Raw genomic sequence first — 18,468 nt, forward strand, 5'->3', positions numbered from 1 at the left:
CCGGACTGATGGATGTGCGAGAGCGCGCTCACGCGCCCACCTCCTCGTCTACGGCGCGATCGCGCGCTGCCGGTGCCGGCGCGATGCGGACCAGCTCACCCGGGAGGGCGCCCGTGTCCGCCTGGACGCCGCCGCCCACCGAGTTCAGCGGAAGCCACACGACTCGGTCCGGCATCTGCGTGATCTCGAGCGGGAGCTGGACGCTGCCCAGCGGCCCGGAGACCGACAGCACCCCGCCGTCCTCGACGCCCGCCTCGGCCGCGGTGGCCCTGGAGAGCCTCGCGCGTGCCGGGTGCCTGGTGCCGGCCAGTGCCTCGTCGCCGTCCTGGAGCCGGCCCTGGTCCAGCAGCAGCCGGTGTCCGGCGAGCACCGCCTCACCCTTGCCGGCCTGCGGTGTCGAGGACCCGCTCGAGGACGTCGCCGTGGAGGCCTGGCCGGGCACGCCGTGCGGGTCCGCCGCCTGCCTGTCCCACTGGCCGAGCCTGTCGATCTCGCCGCGGATGGTGCGCACGTCGGGCAGGCCCAGGTGCACGTCGAGAGCATCGGCGAGCATGTGCAGCACCCGCGCGTCGGGCTGTACGTGGCGGCGCGTCATCTGGTCCGCCTTGAGCGACGCCTCGAACGGCCGTGCCCGGCCTTCCCAGTTGAGGAAGGTGCCGGACTTCTCCACGACGGCGGAGACCGGGAGGACGACGTCCGCCCGTGAGGTGACGTCGCTCGGCCGCAGCTCCAGGCTGACGAGGAAGCCCACCTCGTCCAGCGCCTGTGCCGCGCGCGCCGGGTCGGGCAGGTCGGCGAGCTCGACGCCGCCGACGACCAGCGCGGCGAGCTCACCGTCCACGGCGGCATCGATGATGCCGGCCGTGTCCCGGCCCGTTCCGGCGGGCAGTTCGGCCAGGCCCCAGGCGCGGGCGACCTCTTCGCGGGCGCGTGCGTCGGAGGCGGGACGTGCACCGGGCAGCAGCGTCGGCAGCGCACCGGCCTCGATGGCGCCGCGCTCGCCGGCGCGGCGCGGAACCCACACCAGCCGGGCGCCGGTCGCGGCGCTCGCACGCACCGCCGCGGTCAGCGCACCGGGCACGGCCGCCAGCCGCTCGCCGACGATGATCAGCGAACCGTCGGCGCGCAGCGCGTCGGCCGCGGCCTCGCCGGACTCCTCGAGCCCGACCCGTCCGGACAGCGCGTCCAGCCACTCGGTCTCGGTGCCCGGTGCGGCCGGCAGCAGCGTGCCGCCCGCCTTCTCCAGGCCGCGAGTGGCGTACGAGGCGAGGGAGAAGGTGCGCTGGCCGTACTTGCGCATGGCCTTGCGCAGCCGCAGGAAGACGCCGGGCGCCTCCTCCTCGGCCTCGAAGCCGACGAGGAGCACCGCGGGCGCGGCCTCGAGGGCGCTGTTGGTGATGCCCGCGCCGTCCAGGTCGCGGCCGTGGCCTGCGACCCGGGAGGCCAGGAACTCGGCCTCCTCACGGGAGTGGACGCGTGCGCGGAAGTCGATGTCGTTCGTGCCCAGGGCGACGCGGGCGAACTTCGCGTACGCGTAGGCGTCCTCGACGGTGACACGGCCACCGGTCAGCACGCCGGCACGTCCACGCGCACCGGCCAGCCCGCGGGCCGCGGCCTCCAGCGCCTCCGGCCAGCTGGCAGGCGCCAGTTCGCCGTCGTCGCCGCGGACCAGCGGTGTGGTGAGGCGGTCGGGGCGCTGCGCGTAGCGGAACCCGAAGCGGCCCTTGTCGCAGAGCCATTCCTCGTTGACCTCAGGGTCGAAGCCGGCCATGCGCCGCATGACCTTGCCGCGCCTGTGGTCGGTACGGGTCGCGCAGCCGCCCGAGCAGTGCTCGCACACGGAAGGCGAGGAGACCAGGTCGAACGGGCGCGAACGGAAGCGGTACGCCGCCGAGGTCAGCGCGCCGACCGGGCAGATCTGGATCGTGTTGCCGGAGAAGTACGACTGGAAGGGGTCACCCTCGCCGGTGCCGATCTGCTGGAGCGCGCCGCGCTCGAGCATCTCGATCATCGGGTCGCCGGCGATCTGGTTGGAGAAGCGTGTGCAGCGCGCGCACAGCACGCAGCGCTCGCGGTCCAGCAGCACCTGGTCGGAGATCGGCACAGGCTTGGCGAAGGTGCGCTTGGCGCCCTCGAACCGGGTGTCGGCCTCGCCGGTCGACATCGCCTGGTTCTGCAGCGGGCACTCGCCGCCCTTGTCACAGACGGGGCAGTCCAGCGGGTGGTTGATGAGCAGCAGCTCCATCACGCCGCGCTGTGCCTTCTCCGCGACCGGCGACGACAGCTGCGTCTTGACGACCATGCCGTCGGTGCAGGTGATGGTGCAGGACGCCATCGGCTTGCGCTGGCCCTCGACCTCGACGATGCACTGCCGGCAGGCACCCACCGGGTCGAGGAGCGGGTGGTCGCAGAAGCGCGGGATCTCGATGCCCAGTTGCTCCGCGGCGCGGATGACCAACGTGCCCTTGGGCACGGAGATCTCGGCGCCGTCGATGGTGAGCGAGACCAGGTCCTCCGGCGGTGGTCCGTCGCCCCCCGAGGAGGTCTTCGCGTCTGTGGTGACTGTCACGCCTTCACCTCCGGGTGAGCGCTGTCGTGGTGGCCGTCGGCCCAGATGACCGACTTCGCCGGGTCGAAGGGGCAGCCGCCCTCCTCGATGTGCTGCTCGTACTCCCCGCGGAAGTACTGCAGCGACGAGAAGATCGGGGAGGCCGCGCCGTCGCCCAGTGCGCAGAACGACTTGCCGTTGATGTTGTCCTGGATGTCGTCGATCTTGTCGATGTCGGCCTTGGTGGCCTTGCCTGCCTCGAAGTCGCGCAGCAACTGGACGAGCCAGTACGTGCCTTCGCGGCAGGGCGTGCACTTTCCGCAGGACTCGTGCGCGTAGAACTCGGTCCAGCGTGTGACGGCCCGTACGACACAGGTCGTCTCGTCGAAGCACTGCAGCGCCTTGGTGCCGAGCATGGAACCGGCGGCGCCGACGCCCTCGTAGTCGAGCGGCACATCGAGGTGCTCGTCGGTGAGGATCGGCGTCGAGGAGCCGCCCGGCGTCCAGAACTTCAGCCGGTGGCCGGGCCTCATGCCGCCGCTCATCTCCAGCAGCTGGCGGAGCGTGATGCCGAGCGGCGCCTCGTACTGGCCGGGGCCCGCCACGTGGCCGCTGAGCGAGTAGAGCGTGAAGCCCGGGGACTTCTCGCTGCCCATGGAGCGGAACCACTCCTTGCCCTTGTTCATCAGGGCGGGCACCGAGGCGATGGACTCGACGTTGTTCACGACGGTCGGGCACGCGTAGAGACCGGCGACCGCCGGGAACGGCGGCCGCAGCCTCGGCTGCCCCCGGCGCCCCTCCAGGGAGTCGAGCAGGGCCGTCTCCTCGCCGCAGATGTACGCGCCCGCGCCCGCGTGCACGGTGAGTTCGAGGTGCTTGCCCTCACCCAGCGCGTTCCTGCCGAGGAGGCCCGCCTCGTACGCCTCGCGCACGGCCAGGTGCAGCCGCCGCAGTACGGGCACGACCTCGCCGCGCAGGTAGATGAACGCGTGGGAGGAGCGGATCGCGTGGCAGGCGATGATGATGCCCTCGATGAGGGAGTGCGGGTTGGCGAACATCAGCGGGATGTCCTTGCAGGTGCCCGGCTCCGACTCGTCGGCGTTGACGACCAGGTAGTGCGGCTTGTCGTCGCCCTGCGGGATGAACTGCCACTTCATGCCCGTCGGGAAGCCCGCGCCGCCGCGGCCGCGCAGGCCGGCGTCCTTCACGTACGCGATCACGTCGTCCGGCGGCATGGCGAGGGCCTTGGCCAGACCGGCGTATCCGTCGTGGCGCTTCTTGTACGTCTCCAGCGTCCACGCCTCGGGGTCGTCCCAGTGCGCGGAGAGAACCGGGGTGAGCAGCGTCTCGGGGGATTCGGTCGCCATTACTCGCTCTCCTCCCCCGACTCCGGCCGCACCGGGTTGGCCTCGCTGGCCGGATCGGACGCAGACGTCGACTGCGGCAGATCGTGCGAACTGGGGTGGCTCTGCGGGGCTTCCTCACCCGGAAGCGGCATGGGCTGGTCGGCGGGACCGGCCGGGCCCCGCGGATGCGCGAGCCTGCCTGCGGGCGCTTCGCCCCTGGCCAACCGCAGCCCGGCGATGGACGGTTCGCCCCCGCCGCCGGTCGCCTCGACGGCGCCGGGGCGCTGGTCGGGGAAGCCGGCGAGGATGCGCGCCGTCTCCTTGAAGGTGCACATCGGCGCACCCCGCGTCGGCAGGACCTCGCGTCCGGCGCGCAGGTCGTCGACGAGCCTGCGGGCGGATTCGGGCGTCTGGTTGTCGAAGAACTCCCAGTTGACCATCACGACGGGTGCGTAGTCGCAGGCCGCGTTGCACTCGATGTGCTCCAGCGTGACCTTGCCGTCCTCGGTGGTCTCGTTGTTGCCCACGCCCAGGTGCTGCTTGAGGTCGTCGAAGATGGCGTCGCCGCCCATCACCGCGCACAGCGTGTTGGTGCAGACGCCGACCTGGTAGTCGCCGGAGGGCTTGCGCCGGTACATGGAGTAGAACGTCGCGACGGCGTTCACCTCCGCCGTCGTCAGGTCCAGCATCTCGGCGCAGAAGCGCTGCCCGGTGGGCGTGACGTGCCCCTCCTCGGACTGCACCAGGTGCAGCAGCGGCAGCAGCGCGGAGCGGCTGTTGGGGTAGCGGGCGATGATCTCCCGTGCGTCCGGCTCCAGCCGCTCGCGCACGTCGGCCGGATAGTCCGGCGCCGGCATCGCGGGGATGCCGAGCATGGGTGCTTCGGGGGCACTGCCCCGGTCGGGCGCGGTGGTCATCGGTCGACGCCTCCCATCACGGGGTCGATGGACGCCACGGCCACGATCACGTCGGCGACCTGGCCGCCTTCGCACATCGCCGCCATGGCTTCGAGGTTGGTGAAGGAGGGGTCACGGAAGTGCACGCGGTACGGACGGGTGCCGCCGTCGCTCACGGCGTGCACGCCGAGTTCGCCCTTCGGGGACTCCACCGCCGCGTAGGCCTGCCCCGGCGGGACGCGGAATCCCTCGGTGACGAGCTTGAAGTGGTGGATCAGGGCCTCCATGGAGGTGCCCATGATGTTCTTGATGTGGTCCAGCGAGTTGCCGAGACCGTCCGGGCCGAGCGCGAGCTGCGCGGGCCAGGCGATCTTCTTGTCGCCGACCATGACCGGTCCGGGCTCCAGGCGGTCGATGCACTGCTCGATGATGTGCAGCGACTGGCGCATCTCCTCCAGCCGGAGAAGGAAGCGCCCGTAGGAGTCGCAGGTGTCGAGCGTCGGCACCTCGAAGTCGTACGTCTCGTAACCGCAGTACGGCTGCGACTTGCGCAGGTCGTGCGGGAGACCCGCGGAGCGCAGGATCGGGCCGGTGGCGCCGAGCGCCATGCACCCGGCCAGGTCGAGGTAGCCGATGTCCTGGAGGCGGGCCTTGAAGACGGGGTTGCCGGAGCACAGCGCGTCGTACTCGGGCAGGTTCTTCTTCATCTTCTTCAGGAATTCGCGCAGCGCGTCGACCGTGCCGGGCGGAAGGTCCTGGGAGAGGCCTCCGGGGCGGATGTAGGCGTGGTTCATCCGCAGACCGGTGATCAACTCGTACAGGTCCAGGACCAGTTCGCGGTCTCGGAAGCCGAAGATCATGACGGTCGTCGCGCCGAGCTCCATGCCGCCGGTGGCGATGGCCACCAGGTGCGAGGAGAGCCTGTTCAGCTCCATCATCAGGACGCGGATGACGTTGGCGCGGTCCGGGATGTCGTCCTCGATGCCGAGCAGCTTCTCGACCGCCATGCAGTACGCCGTCTCGTTGAAGAACGGCGTGAGGTAGTCCATGCGCGTCACGAACGTCGTGCCCTGCGTCCACGTCCGGTACTCGAGGTTCTTCTCGATGCCGGTGTGCAGGTAGCCGATGCCGCAGCGGGCCTCGGTGACCGTCTCGCCGTCGATCTCGAGGATGAGCCGCAGCACGCCGTGCGTGGAGGGGTGCTGCGGGCCCATGTTGACGATGATCCGCTCGTCGTCGCTCCGGGCGGCAGCGGCTGCGACCTCGTCCCAGTCGCCCCCGGTGACGTCGTAGACGGTGCCCTCGGTGGTCTCGCGGATGCCCGCGGGTGCGTGGGCAGGGGTTGGCGTGCTCATCAGCTGTACGACCTCCGCTGGTCGGGAGCCGGGATCTGGGCGCCCTTGTACTCGACGGGGATGCCGCCGAGCGGGTAGTCCTTGCGCTGCGGGTGGCCCTGCCAGTCGTCGGGCATCATGATCCGCGTCAGCGCGGGGTGGCCGTCGAAGACGATGCCGAAGAAGTCGTACGTCTCGCGCTCGTGCCAGTCGTTGGTCGGGTAGACCTCGACGATCGAGGGGATGTGCGGATCGGCGTCGGGCGCGCTGACCTCGATCCGGATCATCCGGTTGTGCGTGATCGAACGCAGGTGGTTGACCGCGTGCAGCTCCCGGCCCTTGTCGCCGGGGAAGTGCACGCCGCTGACCCCGGTGCACAGCTCGAAGCGCAGCGCCGGGTCGTCCCGGAGGGTACGTGCGACCTGTACGAGGTGCTCGCGTGCGATGTGGAAGGTGATCTCGCCGCGGTCGACGACCGTCTTCTCGATGGCCTCCTCGGGAGCAAGTCCCTGCTCCTCCAGGGCGCCTTCGAGTTCGTCCGCCACCTCGTCGAACCAGCCCCCGTAGGGACGCCGGCTCGCACCGGGCAGCCGGACCGTACGGACGAGGCCGCCGTAACCCGAGGTGTCGCCACCGTTGCTGGCGCCGAACATCCCGCGGCGGACGCCGATGGCCTCACCGGGATCCTGACGGGGCGCGGGCACGGAGCCGTTCCCGTTCTCCCCGTTGGCGCTGCTGTCGTCCTTGTTGTTCTCGGTCAACGCAGGAGCCCCTTCATCTCGATCGTCGGGAGCGCCTTGCGCGCCGCCTCCTCCGCCTCACGGGCGGCCTCTTCGCGGTTGACGCCGAGCTTCTCGCCCTGCACGTGCTTGTGCAGCTTGAGGATCGAGTCCAGGAGCATCTCGGGGCGCGGCGGGCAGCCGGGCAGGTAGATGTCGACCGGAACGATGTGGTCGACGCCCTGCACGATCGCGTAGTTGTTGAACATCCCGCCGGACGAGGCGCAGACGCCCATGGAGATGACCCACTTGGGGTTCGGCATCTGGTCGTAGACCTGCCGCAGCACCGGAGCCATCTTCTGGCTGACGCGGCCGGCCACGATCATGAGGTCGGCCTGGCGGGGCGACCCGCGGAAGACCTCCATGCCGAAGCGGGCGAGGTCGTAGCGGCCCGCGCCCGTCGTCATCATCTCGATGGCGCAGCAGGCGAGTCCGAAGGTCGCCGGGAACATGGACGACTTACGCACCCAGCCCGCGGCCTGCTCGACGGTGGTCAGCAGGAAGCCGCTCGGCAGCTTCTCTTCGAGTCCCATTGAGTACCTGCCTTAATCCCATTCCAGGCCGCCGCGCCGCCAGTCGTAGGCGTACGCGACGCCGATGAGGGCGACGAAGACCAGCATTTCGGCGAGGCCGAAGATCCCGAGGGAGTCGAAGTGGACCGCCCACGGGTAGAGAAAGACGATTTCGATGTCGAAGACGATGAAGAGCATCGCCGTCAGGTAGTACTTGACCGGGAATCGCCCGCCGCCGGCCGGCTGCGGAGTCGGCTCGATGCCGCACTCGTACGCCTCCAGCTTGGCCCTGTTGTAGCGCTTGGGGCCGATGACCGATGCCGCGACCACCGAGAAGATCGCGAAGCCCGCCGCGATGGCTCCCAGTACAAGGATTGGCGTGTAGGCGTTCACCGCTCCCCGCTCCTTCCAGTCGACCCTGGGGACCCTCCCGGACCGGTGGGCCCAGTGGGACCGTCGACGCTGACTGCCGGCTGTCCGCCGGGCGAATGGTCCGCCTCCCATGAAGATCGCTTCTATGTGAGGCAGTTCACAAGCCCTTGCGGGAGGCATCTTATGCCCGGGCCTTGTGATCTGCGACACGGGGTCCGGTTAGGAGTTTGTGATCTCCACCACCCGGAGCCGAAGTCGCACGTCAGAGGAATGTCGATCTTCAAGTGCGAGGGCGCGAAAGCCCTTTCGCCGAACCCGTGTGAAAGCGGCCGTCGGGGCAGCGCACACACCGCGTCGCGGGGTCGAAGACGCACCCGGCGACTCCACCCCGGCGGCCGTGAACCGATACCCGAACGAGATCCGCGCGCAGCGCGAGCGAGATCCCCGGCCCCCGACCGGAAAGTGCACCTCGACTCGGGGCGGGAAGCCTCTCCGCACGCCGGCAGGCGCCGGCAGCGGGTCGTTTGTGAACGTCGGAACAATCGGCCTCGGCCTGACGACTTTCTTCACGCTCCACACATCGTCTCCTCGCTGCCCAAAAGGGATGACGACACTTCAATCACCCATTCATGAACAGACTTGACAGTGGGAGCGTGACCTGCGCCACACACTTCCTTGACAGCTCCTGCCACCTTTGCACACGAGGCGCAAGGGGTGATATGCGCCAGATCAATGCACGCAATACGGACAACTGCGTGGTCACAGTCCCGTAGTTGGACGGCCACCGTGACCGGACCGAGACCTTTGGAAGATCAACTCGTCCTCAACTGGGCGAATACGGGCCCACTGTGGCGCATCGCACCTTCTTTGAACGGATCATCCCGGGGCTGCTATCCATGCCTCATGTCCCGGAACGCTCACGTACCCAGACACCGGAAACCCCGCACCAGCAACGTGAACAAGGCGCTGCGTGCAGGGGCGACGGGTGGCGTCTTGGGAGCAGTCGCCCTCACCACGGCGATCTCCCCGGCGTCCTCGGCGGCCGAGAAGCAGGATGAAGCCACCGAGACAGTCGAAATGGCTGCGGTCAGCAACACGGTGGAGGGGTCCACCTCCAAAGCAGCCGACTCGCTCAAGACCAACGCACTCCAGCGACAGGTGACACAGGCCGAGGCCAGTGCCGCGGACCGTGCGCAGGCTGAGGCGCGCAAGGCCGAACAGGCCGCCGAGCGCAAGGCCGAGGCCGCGCGCAAGAAGGCCGCCGAGGAGCGCGCTTCGCGCACCAGCGAGCGCACGTCTCTCTCGGCCGGCAGCGGCAACATCGCCGGAGTCATCAGCTTCCTCAAGGCCCAGGTCGGCAAGTCATACGTGCTGGGCGCCAGCGGGCCTTCCTCCTACGACTGCTCCGGACTGACGCAGGCCGCCTTCAAGCAGCTCGGCGTGAGCCTGCCGCGCACCTCCCAGGCGCAGTCCACCGCGGGCACCTCCGTCTCCATGGACTCCCTGCAGAAGGGCGACCTCCTCTACTGGGGCGGCGCCGGCAGCGCGTACCACGTCGGTGTCTACGTCGGGGACGGCAAGTTCATCGGCGCGCAGAACTCCTCGACTGGTGTCGTCGAGAAGCCCCTGGACTACGACCCGCCGACAGGCGCACTCCGCCTCACCTGAGACCCGCCCGCCTCACGACGTCGAAGGGGCCCGCCGCGAACCCGCGGCGGGCCCCTTCCGTCTGCCTCCGTAGTGTGCAGGGCGTTCCCGTGCCCGGATCCGTGTCCTCCCGCTGCCGACGCCCGGTCAGCGCTGAGGGACGTCCGGGAGCAGGGCGTCCGGATGGTCGATGAAGATGTTCGTCATGAAGCCGTTGAACTGCGGGATGTGGGCCCACCAGGGATTACTGAAGCCCTCGGTGTTGACCAGGTCCCCGCGCTGCTGGAAGTCGACGGTCACCTTCGTCGGGCCGTTGAGGGTGTGCACCACGGGCGAGTCCAGCTTGGGCTCGCTGTGCACCTTCACGCCCGTGCCCCACGTCCCGAACTCCCGGCCACCCGGCTGCGGCTCGCCCGGACCGGGCGGTGGCGGCGCCGGCCGGCCGCCGTCGACGGCCGCCGCCGTCTGGTCGAGGAGCCGGCGTGCCTCCCCCTCCGCCTGGTCGTACCTCTCCGGGTAGGCGGAGCGCTGCACGCTCTGCGCCAGGTGTCCGGTGGACTGGTTCTTGTCCTCCGCGTCCGACTTGATCGCCCTCTCGAAGTACGAGCGGGCCGCGTGGTTGACGTCCAGGATCTGCTCCGGCGTGCCCCAGCCCTGCGACGGCCGCTGCTGGAAGACGCCGAGCGAGTCGCTGTCACCGTGGTTGAGGTTGCGCATGCCCGATTCGACGATGCCCGTCTCGAAGGCCGAGAGCATGACCTTGTCGTTGACCTTCAGATCCCTTCCGGCCCGGTAGATGGTCTTCGCTGCTTCGAGGTCGTATGCCATGGATTTCCCCCCGGTCTGTCGTGAGCCGTTCTCCTGCGCGGAATTCGCCGGCGCTGGAGCCTGTTCCCCTGCGCCCTGCGCTCCTCGTGCGCCATGCGCGTTCGCGCCCTGCGCGCCCTGTGCGTTCGTCGTGTCCTGCTCGTCCGTGTCGCCGAGGCGGGCCAGTTGCCGCTTTCCCCAGTCCCGGATCTCTTCGAAGGCCATGGTGCTCCCTTGCGTCGGCTCTCCCGTCGCCTCAGCGCTGGGGGACTCCCGGCAGGAGGGAGTCCGGGTGATCGATGTAGATGTTCGTCATGAAGCCGTTGAACTGCGGGATGTGGGCCCACCAGGGGTTGCTGAACCCGTCGGTGTTGACCAGGTCACCGCGCTGCTGGAAGTCGACGGTCACCTTCGTCGGGCCGTTGATGGTGTGCACCACGGGCGAGTCCAGCTTGGGCTCGCTGTGCACCTTCACGCCCGTGCCCCACGTCCCGAACTCCCGGCCACCCGGCTGCGGCTCGCCCGGACCAGGCTGAGGCGGCGCCGGAGCCGGCCCGCCCTGCCCGCTCAGATGCCTCTCGACCTCCTTGCGGAAGCCGTCCATGTCGCCCGGCCAGAAGGCCGGGTCGCTCTTGCGCTCCGGTGCCCACTCCTTGTGCCCGATCGCCCGCGACGCGGGCTGATGCACGTGCCTCAGCAGCACCGCCACCCCGCGTGGGTACGAGTCGAGCTGCTCCGGTGTCCAGTCCGGGTGCGTGCCAACGGACTCGGCCTCGACCCCGATCATGTACTCGTTGCCCTCGTCCTTCGGCACGCTCTCCCAGGGGCCGCCCTTGCCCGCGTGGTACGCCACCCCCGCGGCGATGACGATCCAGGTGCCGTCCCTGGCCAGACCGAGCTGGGCGCGGGGCCCGGGCAGCGAGGCGTCGCCGTCCCTGACGATGTTCAGGCTCGGGTAGTTGCCTTCGGCGGGGCCCGCGGTGTGGTGCAGCAGGATCCCCCTCACGTCACCCATCTCGCCGTGACCGCGCGTCTGCCACCCGCCTTCCTCCTGGACCTTCAGGCCGCCCTGCCTCAGCACATCGGCCAACCACGTCATGTTCGGCATGAGGTGTCCCCCTGTTTCCTTGCCGGCGATCCCAAGAGCCGTACGGTGCAGGGCAGTTGGGCCCCCACGTCGGCCCGTGTCCGTTCGCTCCCAACACTCGGCGGGAAGCACCCGCGCGCCCAAACACGTTCGATCTGACTCGAAAAGCGCAGGTCGCGAACGGTCTGGCTGGAACAGGAAGTTGACAGCGAAAAGGCCGGGCCCTGCATCCTGAACAGGCAAGAACCCCCGAAGAGCTCGTCCTCTTCGGGGCCACGGGGGACAGAAACGAGGTACCAGTCATGCCCATCCGCATCCACTTCGAGGCAGAGGACCTGGCAAGGACTCAAGTGGCAGGGGCGCCCGACCCGTTGTGGGAGACGCTGCTCAGCCTGCACGTACTTCAGGAGCGGGAAGGAACATCAGTCTTCGGGAAGTGGAGGAAGCGCACGCGCGCGCTGGTCCCGGCATACGTCAGGCACTTTCTGTGCGCGCTCGCACCGCCCCGCGGATACTCACCGGACTTCCTCACTCCCGCCGAGTCCGCGAACGGGCTGGAGGCGGGGCTCGAAGCCCTGCTCTCCACTTCCCGCGAGCGCCTCGGCACGGACATGAGCAGGCTCGCCGTGAACCGCCATGTCCCGGAGCGGGCGAGGGATGTCGGCCCGCGCGGCCTGGAGCGCCTGGCCGACGCCATCAGCAGCTATCACGCGCAGGCGATCGCTCCCTACCACACGCAGATCCGCGGCCATCTGGAGGCCGACCGCGCCGAGCGGGCCCACCGCGTGCTGAACGGCGGGGTCGAGCACTTGCTCGACGGCCTGCATCCGAACCTGCGCTGGGAACCTCCCGTGCTGGAGGTACGGGGCACTCACGTGGACCGTGACGTTCCGCTGGGCGGTCGCGGTCTGCGTCTCGTCCCGTCGTTCTTCTGCCGGCGCAATCCGGTCACGCTGCGGGAGGTGTCCCTCCAGCCGGTCCTGGTCTACCCGGTCGAGCACCAGCCGGGATGGGACGAGGCGGACTTCAGGGTGCGCCCGAAGACGGACAGCGAGGAGAGCCCGTGTGCCGCGCTTCTCGGTCGGACCCGCGCGGCGGCACTCGAGGTCGTGGCCTCCGGCTGCACGACGTCGGAACTGGCCCGCCGTCTCAACATCTCACCGGCGACGGCCACCCACCACACCGCGATCCTGCGGGAGGCGGGTCTGATCACCTCGCACCGTGCCGGCGCAAGCGTCCATCACACGCTGGGATCTCTGGGCTCGGCGCTGCTGCGGCGGGCATCGCACTCGGGAGACGCGCTGCCTGCCGCGTGAGTTGACCAGGGGCGGCCCGATGCGGGCCGCCCCTGCTCTCTCGCCGGATCGTGACGGATCGTCCCAGCAGGCGCCCGCTAGGCCCGCGGAGCGACCTTGCTGAGGCCGTTGATGACCCGGTCCATCGCGTCGCCGCCCGACGGGTCGGTGAGGTTGGCCAGCATCTTCAGTGCGAAGCGCATCAGCAGCGGGTGGGAGAGGCCGCGCTCGGTCGCCACCTTCATCACCTTCGGGTTGCCGATCAGCTTCACGAACGCGCGGCCCAGCGTGTAGTAGCCCCCGTAGGTCTCCTTGAGGATCTTCGGGTAGCGGCGCAGGGCCAGTTCGCGCTGTGCGGGCGTGGCCCGTGCGTGCGCCTGGACGATCGTCTCCGCGGCGATCACGCCCGACTCCATGGCGTACGCGATGCCTTCGCCGTTGAACGGGTTCACCAGCCCGCCCGCGTCCCCCACGAGCAGTAGCCCGCGCGTGTAGTGCGGCTGCCGGTTGAAGGCCATGGGGAGGGCGGCCCCGCGGATGGGGCCCGTCATGTTCTCGGGGGTGTAGCCCCACTCCTCCGGCATGGACGCCGTCCACGCCTTGAGGATCTCGCGCCAGTCCAGCTCCTTGAAGTCGTCCGAGGTGTTGAGGACACCCAGGCCGACGTTGCTGGTGCCGTCGCCCATGCCGAACACCCAGCCGTAGCCCGGCAGCAGGCGGTCCTGTGCGCCGCGCCGGTCCCACAGCTCCAGCCAGGACTCCAGGTAGTCGTCGTCGTGGCGCGGGGAAGTGAAGTACGTGCGGACGGCGACGCCCATCGGACGGTCCTCGCGCCTGTGCAGGCCCATCTTGAGGGAGAGGCGCGTGGAGTTGCCGTCCGCGGCGACGACGAGCGGAGCGTGGAAGGTGACCGGGGTCTTCTCCTCGCCGAGCTTGGCGTGGACACCCGTGATGCGGCCTCCCGCGTCCAGGATCGGCTCCCCGACGTTGCACCGCTCGTACATGCGGGCACCGGCCTTCTCCGCCTGCCGGGCCAGCTGCTCGTCGAAGTCGTCGCGCTTGCGCACGAGCCCGTAGTCCGGATACGTGGCCAGCTCCGGCCAGTCGAGTTCGAGGCGCTGACCGCCGCCGATGATGCGCAACCCCCTGTTGCGCAGCCAGCCGGCCTCCTCGGAGATGTCGATGCCCATGGCGACGAGCTGCTTCGCGGCACGCGGCGTGAGGCCGTCGCCGCACACTTTCTCACGGGGGAAGGCGGTCTTCTCGAGCAGCAGCACGTCCAGGCCGCTGCGGGCCAAGTGGTAGGCGGTGGTGGCCCCGGCGGGGCCGGCACCTACGACGATCACATCGGCGGTCCGCTCGGAGGTGACGGTGTCAGTCACAAGGACTCCCGCAAAGGCTGGGTACTGGGCAGTTGCAGTCTAAGAGGACGGTCCCGGGCGTCCGGGCACCCCCTGGGGCCACGCAGTGCGTGGACCCGGGGGACATCGCGTCCGTTCTCATCGGGAGGCGGCGGCCCGCGGCCTCACGTGCGAACGCCGCGGTGCAGGGCCACCACGCCGCCCGTCAGGTCGCGCCAGGCCACCTTCTCCCAGCCCGCCTGCTGGAGATGGCGTGCGAGAGCGGGCTGGTCGGGCCAGGCGCGGATCGACTCGGCGAGATAGACGTACGCGTCGGGACTGGAGGAGACGGCCCTGGCGACCGGAGGCAGCGCCCGCATCAGGTACTCGGTGTAGACGGTGCGGAACGGCGCCCAAGTGGGGTGGCTGAACTCGCAGATGACGATGCGGCCGCCGGGCGCGGTGACGCGGTGCAGCTCCCGCAGGGCGTCGTCGGTGTCGTGCACGTTGCGCAGCCCGAAGGAGATCGTCACGGCGTCGAACACGCCGTCGCGGAACGGCAGTCGGGTCGCGTCGCCGGCGGTGAACGGCATCCACGGGAGCCGCTTCTTGCCCTCCTTCAGCATCCCGAGGCTGAAGTCGCAGGGCACCGTGTAGGCACCCGCCGCGACGAAGGGCTGCGACGAGGTGCCCGTACCGGCTGCCAGATCGAGTACGCGCTCGCCGGGCCGCGCGTCGACGGCCCTGGCGACGGCACGCCGCCACAGCCGTGTCTGCCCGAGGGAGAGCACGTCGTTGGTGATGTCGTACCGCGCGGCGACGTCGTCGAACATCGCGGCGACTTCGTGCGGCTGCTTGTCCAGGGATGCGCGGGTCACGGTCCCATTGTGTCCCGTCCCACGGACCGGCGGTCCGCCGGGGCGCCGCCGGGGCCGTCCGGGCCGTCCGGGCCGGCGGCGGCTAGGGCGTGAGCAGCCACCAGACCAGCGTGAGGACCGCCAGGGCTCCCAGGGCGGCCACGGCGATCTGGAGGACGCGCTGCCCGGACGGTACGGCGAAGACCTCGTACACGGTGCCCGAGGGGTGCGTCGCCGGTGCGGGGTGTGCGTAATGGACGCGGTGCGGCAGCAGGGGCACCTCGACGCGGGTCAGCCGGAGGATCTCCAGGGTGACCTCGCGGGCGACTTCACCCTGCTTCTTCGTCAGGTCCGGTGCCAGCCCCTTGGCGGCCTCGTCGTCCAGGTCCGCGACCGACGCGGTCCCGGCGTCGCCGCTCAGCACTTCCGTACGCCAACTGCCGTGACGGCGCGCCTTGTTCCAGGTGTGCCAGGACACGCTGTGTTCCGGCCGGCGGATGGCTCCCGTCTCCGGCTTCCTGGTGATCGTCCCCGCGGTCCAGACCGTGAACCTCCCGGTGCCCTTGCAGTCGTCGTGGCGCACCGTGCCGGAACCCCGGCACGTGGGACAGTCTCGGAACCCCGTCTCCTCGCACAGCGCGCAGGGGACATCGCCCCTGCCCTGGCACGAGCGGCAGGCGACGCCCCGCTCCCCGCACTTGACGCACGTGAGGCGCTTCTCCGTACGTGCGGGTCGCGCCGCGTCGGGCCCTGCCGCGCCCGCAGTGCCGCCGGACGCCGCGCAGTTGAGGCAGGAGTTCTCGCCCGCGCACGCCTCGCAGTCGGTGCGCGGCTCGCAGCGCAGCCTCTTCCGCCCCCGGCACTCACCACACCTGGTCCGGCCGCGGTCGCAGTCACGTGAGCAGGGCTCCGAGGACTCCGAGTCCCGCTTGACCAGCCGGAGTTCCATCGGCTCCGCAGGGTTCCGCGGCGGGTCGAGGTGGTATCCGTCGAGGTCGTCGTACCTCGGCCGCTCCGACAGGTCGAAGTCACCCGGCTCGCTTCCGGGGCGCTCCGCGCGGTTCTCGATGCTGCGGACGATCCGCCCCTTCACCAGGGTCAGCGGGGCAGGCTTCCACGTGTCCGGCGGACCCGCCTTCGTCAGCTCGCCACGACGGTCGAGGTGGCGCCGTACCGCTTCCAGAGCGTCCTCGTCGTCCAACTCGCCCCCCACTCCCCGGCTGGTGCACCCCTGTCCGGGCCGCGGCGGCCTGATACGGACATGCGGTGCACCAGCGGACCTACCCCCGCAACGGGCGCCATACGCACCGCGGCTGAGGACGCGTCAGCTCCCGGCCGTCACTCGGCCGGGGCTCGCGGGACGCGCGGCGGGGCCGCCGGAACCCACGCGGCCGGCCTGCCCCGCCAGGGGCTACTTCGCCTCGATCAGGTTGAGTTCCGGGTGCGCGCTACCGCCCTCGATCGCCGTCGAGGAGAAGTGCGAGACGACGCGGTCGTCGGAGGGGTCGTCCGCGGGGTCCTCGTGGACGACCAGGTGCTCGTACGTCGTGCTGCGCTGCGCCGGGACCCGGTCCGCGGAACGGATCAGTTCGAGCAGCTCCATCCGGTTCGAGCGGTGCTTGGCGCCCGCCATGGAGACGACGTTCTCCTCCAGCATCACCGAACCGAGGTCGTCGGCGCCGTAGTGCAGGGAGAGCTGGCCGACCTCCTTGCCCGTCGTCAGCCACGAGCCCTGAATGTGCGCCACGTTGTCGAAGAAGAGCCGCGCGATGGCGATCATCCGCAGGTACTCGAAGATGGTGGCCTGCGTCTGGCCCTTCAGGTGGTTGTTCTCCGGCTGGTACGTGTACGGGATGAAGGCGCGGAAGCCGCCCGTGCGATCCTGCACGTCGCGGATCATCCGCAGGTGCTCGATCCGCTCAGCGTTGGTCTCACCGGTGCCCATGAGCATCGTCGAGGTGGATTCGACGCCGAGGTTGTGCGCCGTCTCCATGATCTCCAGCCAGCGCTCGCCCGATTCCTTGAGCGGCGCGATGGCCTTTCGGGCCCGTGCGGGAAGCAGCTCGGCGCCAGCGCCCGCGAAGGAGTCGAGACCTGCGGCGTTGATGCGGCGGATCGCCTCCTCCGGCGTCACGCCGGAGATCTTCGCCATGTGCTGCACCTCGGACGCGCCGAGCGAGTGGATCACGAGCTGCGGGAAGCGCTCCTTGATGGCCGCGAAGTGCTCCTCGTAGTACTCCACCCCGTAGTCCGGGTGGTGGCCGCCCTGGAACATGATCTGCGTGCCGCCCAGTTCGACCGTCTCCGCGCAGCGGCGCAGGATGTCGTCCAGGTCGCGCGTCCATACGTCTTCGCTCTTCGGTGAGGCGTAGAAGGCGCAGAACTTGCAGGCGGTCACACACGAGTTGGTGTAGTTGATGTTCCGCTCGATGATGTACGTCGCGATGTGCTCGGTGCCCGCGTAGCGCTTGCGCCGGGCGGCGTCGGCCGCCGCGCCGAGGGCGTGCAGCGGCGCTGAGCGGTACAGGTCGAGCGCTTCCTCGGGGGTGATACGGCCGCCCTCGGCAGCGCGATCGAGAACGGCCTGACGGTCGGCGGTTTCGGACACCGGGGCGTCCCTCCGGAGGTGGCTGGCGGCATTTTCCTTGCCGGGCCAGCGTACGCCAGGGGCCCGTGGCGGCCTCGGCCAGCGCCCCCGGCGTCAGTCCCTGACAGGCTCGTGGTCGCCGACCGGTTCCCGGTCCCGTCCCGGCTCGTGCAGCAGATCCACCCGGACGTCCGCGGGGTAGTCACCGGTGGCGGCGGTGCGGCGCACGAACTCCTCGACGCCCTGCAACTGCCGCCCGGCGAGGCGGAAGTCGAGGGTCGTGAAGTACCGCTCCAGCACCGGCGGTTCGAAGACCTCCCAGCGCGCCGCGTGCTCGGCGACCTTGGCGACCTCTTCCAGTGCCAGGTCACGGGAGGAGAGGAAAGCGCGGTGGACCTCGTCCACGGTCTCCGGGTGCTGTGCCAGGTAGTCCCGGCGCACGGCCCACACCGCCATGACGAACGGCAGCCCCGTCCATTCCTTCCACAGCTGGCCCAGGTCGTGGACCTCGAGACCGGGCTCGGGCAGGTTGCGCAGATAGGCGCGGAGCCCGAGGTCGCCGATGACGACGGCGGCATCGGCCTCGTCCATCATCCGCTCCAGGTCCGGCTCGCACGTGAAGTAGTCGGGCCGCACACCGAACCGCTCGGAGAGCAGCAGCCGGGCCAGCCGTACGGACGTACGCGAAGTGGAGCCCAGGGCGACCTTCGCTCCGTCCAGCCTGTCCAGCGGCACACGCGAGACGATCTCGCAGGACATCACCGGACCGTCGCAGCCCACCGCGATATCCGGAAGCGCAACGAGCTGATCGGCATTCCGGAGGAATTCGACGAGCGTGATGGGGCCGATATCGAGATCCCCGTTCACCAACTGGTCGCTCAGCTTTTCAGGGGTGTCTCTTGTGAGCTCCAGATCGAGCAGGGAGCCGGTGTGAACAAGACCCCAGTACAGCGGGAGGCAGTTGAGGAACTGGATGTGCCCCACACGCGGACGGGATCTGGGAACCCTTGGAAACTCAGTCACACCCGGAGCGTACGCCGCGACCCACGGCGGCCCGTCAC

Annotated in this window: 16 protein-coding genes; 2 read left to right on the forward strand and 14 right to left on the reverse strand. The window is 69.9% G+C overall.

The window, feature by feature from the left end; all coding sequences use genetic code 11:
- Window positions 1-28: 28 nt before the first annotated feature.
- Genes G4Z16_RS12570 through G4Z16_RS12600 form a run of 7 tightly spaced genes read right to left on the reverse strand, consistent with a single transcriptional unit; the run spans window position 29 to window position 7,808 of the window.
- Window positions 29-2,569: an NADH-quinone oxidoreductase subunit G gene (locus tag G4Z16_RS12570; RefSeq protein WP_197350870.1), complete on the reverse strand. Its 2,541-nt coding sequence runs from the start codon at window positions 2,567-2,569 to the stop codon at window positions 29-31.
- Window positions 2,566-3,915, reverse strand: a complete 1,350-nt coding sequence (gene nuoF / locus G4Z16_RS12575; RefSeq protein ID WP_197350871.1) for an NADH-quinone oxidoreductase subunit NuoF — start codon at window positions 3,913-3,915, stop codon at window positions 2,566-2,568. Before nuoF ends, G4Z16_RS12570 begins: the two co-directional genes overlap by 4 nt.
- Window positions 3,915-4,811: an NADH-quinone oxidoreductase subunit NuoE gene (nuoE, locus tag G4Z16_RS12580; protein WP_197350872.1), complete on the reverse strand. Its 897-nt coding sequence runs from the start codon at window positions 4,809-4,811 to the stop codon at window positions 3,915-3,917. The genes nuoF and nuoE overlap by 1 nt, the downstream gene beginning before the upstream one ends.
- The gene (locus G4Z16_RS12585) at window positions 4,808-6,145 is read right to left on the reverse strand and encodes an NADH-quinone oxidoreductase subunit D (protein ID WP_197350873.1); all 1,338 of its coding nucleotides are present in this window, start codon (window positions 6,143-6,145) and stop codon (window positions 4,808-4,810) included. Before G4Z16_RS12585 ends, nuoE begins: the two co-directional genes overlap by 4 nt.
- Window positions 6,145-6,885, reverse strand: a complete 741-nt coding sequence (locus tag G4Z16_RS12590; protein WP_197350874.1) for an NADH-quinone oxidoreductase subunit C — start codon at window positions 6,883-6,885, stop codon at window positions 6,145-6,147. The genes G4Z16_RS12585 and G4Z16_RS12590 overlap by 1 nt, the downstream gene beginning before the upstream one ends.
- On the reverse strand, window positions 6,882-7,436 hold the full coding sequence (locus G4Z16_RS12595; RefSeq protein ID WP_028437888.1) for a NuoB/complex I 20 kDa subunit family protein: 555 nt from the start codon (window positions 7,434-7,436) through the stop codon (window positions 6,882-6,884). Before G4Z16_RS12595 ends, G4Z16_RS12590 begins: the two co-directional genes overlap by 4 nt.
- Window positions 7,437-7,448: 12 nt before the next feature.
- The gene (locus G4Z16_RS12600) at window positions 7,449-7,808 is read right to left on the reverse strand and encodes an NADH-quinone oxidoreductase subunit A (protein WP_028437889.1); all 360 of its coding nucleotides are present in this window, start codon (window positions 7,806-7,808) and stop codon (window positions 7,449-7,451) included.
- A gap of 882 nt (window positions 7,809-8,690) precedes the next feature.
- On the opposite strand from G4Z16_RS12600, the gene G4Z16_RS12605 reads away from it, so the two are divergent.
- Window positions 8,691-9,455: a C40 family peptidase gene (locus G4Z16_RS12605; protein WP_197350875.1), complete on the forward strand. Its 765-nt coding sequence runs from the start codon at window positions 8,691-8,693 to the stop codon at window positions 9,453-9,455.
- Window positions 9,456-9,581: 126 nt separating this feature from the next.
- Here G4Z16_RS12605 and G4Z16_RS12610 read toward each other — a convergent pair whose 3' ends face one another.
- Window positions 9,582-10,466, reverse strand: coding sequence for a hypothetical protein (locus G4Z16_RS12610; RefSeq protein WP_197350876.1), 885 nt, complete (start codon window positions 10,464-10,466; stop codon window positions 9,582-9,584).
- A gap of 31 nt (window positions 10,467-10,497) precedes the next feature.
- Window positions 10,498-11,349, reverse strand: a complete 852-nt coding sequence (locus tag G4Z16_RS12615) for a peptidoglycan recognition protein family protein (RefSeq protein ID WP_197350877.1) — start codon at window positions 11,347-11,349, stop codon at window positions 10,498-10,500.
- A gap of 281 nt (window positions 11,350-11,630) precedes the next feature.
- On the opposite strand from G4Z16_RS12615, the gene G4Z16_RS12620 reads away from it, so the two are divergent.
- On the forward strand, window positions 11,631-12,644 hold the full coding sequence (locus tag G4Z16_RS12620; protein ID WP_197350878.1) for an ArsR/SmtB family transcription factor: 1,014 nt from the start codon (window positions 11,631-11,633) through the stop codon (window positions 12,642-12,644).
- Between the two features lie 77 nt (window positions 12,645-12,721).
- Here the strand turns inward: G4Z16_RS12620 and G4Z16_RS12625 are convergent, their stop codons facing one another.
- The 5 genes from G4Z16_RS12625 to G4Z16_RS12645 form a co-directional block, all read right to left on the reverse strand.
- Complete coding sequence (locus tag G4Z16_RS12625) at window positions 12,722-14,005, reverse strand: geranylgeranyl reductase family protein (RefSeq protein WP_028437891.1); 1,284 nt, start codon at window positions 14,003-14,005, stop codon at window positions 12,722-12,724.
- Window positions 14,006-14,148: 143 nt separating this feature from the next.
- Window positions 14,149-14,841, reverse strand: coding sequence for a demethylmenaquinone methyltransferase (locus tag G4Z16_RS12630; RefSeq protein WP_197350879.1), 693 nt, complete (start codon window positions 14,839-14,841; stop codon window positions 14,149-14,151).
- Window positions 14,842-14,923: 82 nt separating this feature from the next.
- The gene (locus G4Z16_RS12635) at window positions 14,924-16,021 is read right to left on the reverse strand and encodes a CCHC-type zinc finger protein (protein WP_197350880.1); all 1,098 of its coding nucleotides are present in this window, start codon (window positions 16,019-16,021) and stop codon (window positions 14,924-14,926) included.
- 210 nt (window positions 16,022-16,231) lie between these two features.
- Window positions 16,232-17,428 (reverse strand): cyclic dehypoxanthinyl futalosine synthase, encoded by a 1,197-nt coding sequence (mqnC, locus tag G4Z16_RS12640; protein ID WP_197350881.1) that lies wholly within the window; start codon window positions 17,426-17,428, stop codon window positions 16,232-16,234.
- 93 nt (window positions 17,429-17,521) lie between these two features.
- Window positions 17,522-18,430 (reverse strand): menaquinone biosynthetic enzyme MqnA/MqnD family protein, encoded by a 909-nt coding sequence (locus G4Z16_RS12645; protein ID WP_197350882.1) that lies wholly within the window; start codon window positions 18,428-18,430, stop codon window positions 17,522-17,524.
- Window positions 18,431-18,468: the final 38 nt, after the last annotated feature.

This window comes from Streptomyces bathyalis, from assembly GCF_015910445.1.
Lineage (GTDB): Bacteria > Actinomycetota > Actinomycetes > Streptomycetales > Streptomycetaceae > Streptomyces > Streptomyces bathyalis.